Annotated in this window: 3 protein-coding genes; all 3 read left to right on the top strand. The window is 66.9% G+C overall.

All coding sequences use genetic code 11. The features are described 5' to 3' along the window. Positions 1–295: 295 nt before the first annotated feature. The gene (locus tag WA965_RS23390; protein ID WP_526294112.1) at positions 296–775 is read left to right on the top strand and encodes a single-stranded DNA-binding protein; all 480 of its coding nucleotides are present in this window, start codon (positions 296–298) and stop codon (positions 773–775) included. A 95-nt stretch (positions 776–870) separates the two neighbouring features. Further along, complete coding sequence (gene ettA, locus WA965_RS23385; protein ID WP_526294111.1) at positions 871–2,544, top strand: energy-dependent translational throttle protein EttA; 1,674 nt, start codon at positions 871–873, stop codon at positions 2,542–2,544. 88 nt (positions 2,545–2,632) lie between these two features. Further along, positions 2,633–2,843: hypothetical protein (locus WA965_RS23380; protein WP_526448125.1), on the top strand; the 211-nt coding region annotated here is incomplete at its 3' end.

Here is a 2,843-nt window from a genome sequence, read left to right as displayed (position 1 = left end):
ACCCAGAGCGGTCACGACGGCGCCTGCGGAGCCCAAGACGGCGATCGTGGCGTCGTCGAACGACTCGACGATCGCGACGCGAATGCCCGCCAGGACGCCGGGGCCCGCGTCGCCGTCCGCCGTCATGCCGATCAACCTATGTCCCGGTCATCCCCAACGCGCAATTCGTCCACAACGTGTCCCCGCCCGTGGCGCCGCACTGCCGGTGGTGTCGGCGGCGCGGCGGTCAATGGGGGTGTCACCGACGGGTCAGGCACGTGCCGGGCCCGCTGCCGAAGGAAGAGAGAAGGAAAACATGTTCGAGACACCCATCACCGTCGTAGGCACCATCGTCACAGCGCCGGAGCGCCGCTGGGTCGGCGATCAGGAGCTCTTCAAGTTCCGGGTCGCCAGCAATTCGCGCAGGCGCACTGCGGAGGGCACCTGGGAGCCGGGAAACTCGCTCTACGCCACGGTCAACTGCTGGGGCCGGCTGGTCACCGGTGTGGGCGCCGGCCTCGGGAAGGGTGACGCGGTGATCGTTGTTGGCACCGTGTACACCAGCGAATACGAGGACCGGGACGGCAACCGTCGTTCGTCCCTGGAGATCCGGGCCACCTCGGTGGGGCCGGATCTGGCGCGATGCATCGTGCGCATCGACAAGCGCAGGCACCCCGAAACGACCCCGGCCGCCCCAGAGAGCGACAGCGATCACCACGGGGGCGTGGAGACCGACGCCGACAACGGCGACGCTGAGTCCGAGGCCGAGGAGAAGGGGCTGCCGCTGAGCGCGTAGCGGCCAACGCCGCCTGTGCGGCCACGCCTAGGATGGGGCCCGACTATCGCACGATCCTCTAGATCGCGAAGATCAAGAAAGGCGACACCACGGCAATGGCCGAATTCATCTACACGATGCGGAAGGTCCGCAAGGCGCACGGCGACAAGGTCATCCTTGACGACGTCACCCTGAACTTCCTTCCGGGCGCGAAGATCGGCGTCGTCGGCCCCAACGGGGCCGGTAAGTCGAGCGTCTTGCGGATCATGGCCGGGCTGGACCAGGCGAACAACGGCGACGCGTTCCTGGCACCCGGCGCCAGCGTGGGCATCCTGATGCAGGAGCCGCAGCTGGATGAGGACAAGACCGTCAGGGAGAACGTCGAGCAGGGCGTTCCGATCAAGGCGAAGCTCAACCGGTACAACGAGGTCGCCGAGCTGATGGCCACCGACTACACCGACGAACTCATGGAGGAGATGGGCCAGCTCCAGGAGGAACTGGACACCGCCGACGCCTGGGATCTGGACTCGAAGCTCGAACAGGCGATGGACGCGCTGCGGTGCCCGCCGCCCGACGAGCCGGTGACACACCTCTCCGGTGGTGAGAAGCGTCGCGTGGCACTGTGCAGGCTGCTGCTGTCCGAGCCCGACCTGCTGCTGCTCGACGAGCCGACCAACCACCTCGACGCCGAGAGCGTGCTGTGGCTGGAGAAGCATCTGGCCGAGTACAAGGGCGCGATCCTGGCCGTCACCCACGACCGGTACTTCCTGGACAACGTCGCCGAGTGGATCCTCGAGCTCGACCGGGGTCGCGCGTACCCCTACGAGGGCAACTACTCGACCTATCTGGAGAAGAAGGCGGAGCGCGTCGCCATCCAGGGCCGCAAGGACCAGAAGCTGCACAAGCGGCTGCAGGAGGAACTCGCCTGGGTCCGGTCGGGCGCCAAGGCCCGCCAGGCCAAGAACAAGGCCCGCCTCGGACGGTACGAGGAGATGGCGGCGGAGGCGGAGAAGACCCGCAAGCTCGACTTCGAGGAGATCCAGATCCCGACCGGCCCGCGACTGGGCAACCAGGTCGTCGAGGTCAGTCACCTCGACAAGGGCTTCGACGGCCGGATCTTGATCAAGGATCTGTCCTTCACCCTGCCGCGAAACGGCATCGTCGGTGTCATCGGCCCCAACGGCGTCGGGAAGACCACGTTGTTCAAGACCATCGTCGGTCTCGAGGAGCCCGACAGTGGCACGGTCAAGGTCGGCGAGACGGTCAAACTCAGCTACGTCGACCAGAACCGCGGCGGGATCGACCCGAAGAAGAACGTCTGGGAAGTCGTTTCCGACGGGCTGGACTACATCGAGGTCGGTCAGAACGAGGTGCCGTCCCGGGCCTACGTGTCGGCGTTCGGCTTCAAAGGTCCCGACCAGCAGAAGCCGGCCGGCGTGCTGTCCGGCGGTGAGCGCAACCGGCTGAACCTGGCGCTGACCCTCAAAGAGGGCGGAAACCTGATCCTGCTCGACGAGCCGACCAACGATCTCGACGTCGAGACGCTGAGTTCGCTGGAGAACGCCCTCGAGAAGTTCCCCGGCTGCGCGGTGGTCATCAGCCACGACCGGTGGTTCCTCGACCGCACCTGCACCCACATCCTGGCGTGGGAAGGCGACAGCGACAACGAGGCCAAGTGGTTCTGGTTCGAGGGCAACTTCGGTGGCTACGAGGAGAACAAGGTGGAGCGACTCGGTGCCGAAGCGGCCCGTCCGCACAGGGTGACCCATCGGAAGCTCACGCGGGGATAGTCTCGTCGTGCGGACCACGTCGCCGGCCCCCGCGGGCGTCGGTGACAGCCAACGAGGGTCGGTCAGCACGTGCGAGTAGGAGCGGCGAATGTCGTTGAACCCAGGTGCCATTAGCGGCACAGTGGGCGCTTCGGTACCTTCCGAGGTCATCGAGCGCCTGGTCCCCGCCTATCTGGAGACATACCGGGGACCCCAGGGCGGCGCCCCCGGGCCGGAAGCTGCGGTCACCGGGCCGATGCCGCGCGCGGCCACGGACAGCAAGCTGGCGACGCCGGCATTGGTCGAAGCGCAGTACCGGC

Source organism: Mycobacterium sp. (assembly GCF_049683935.1).
Taxonomy (GTDB): domain Bacteria; phylum Actinomycetota; class Actinomycetes; order Mycobacteriales; family Mycobacteriaceae; genus Mycobacterium.
Note: the sequence above shows the minus strand (reverse complement) of the source record. Positions and strands in the feature narration are given on the sequence as shown.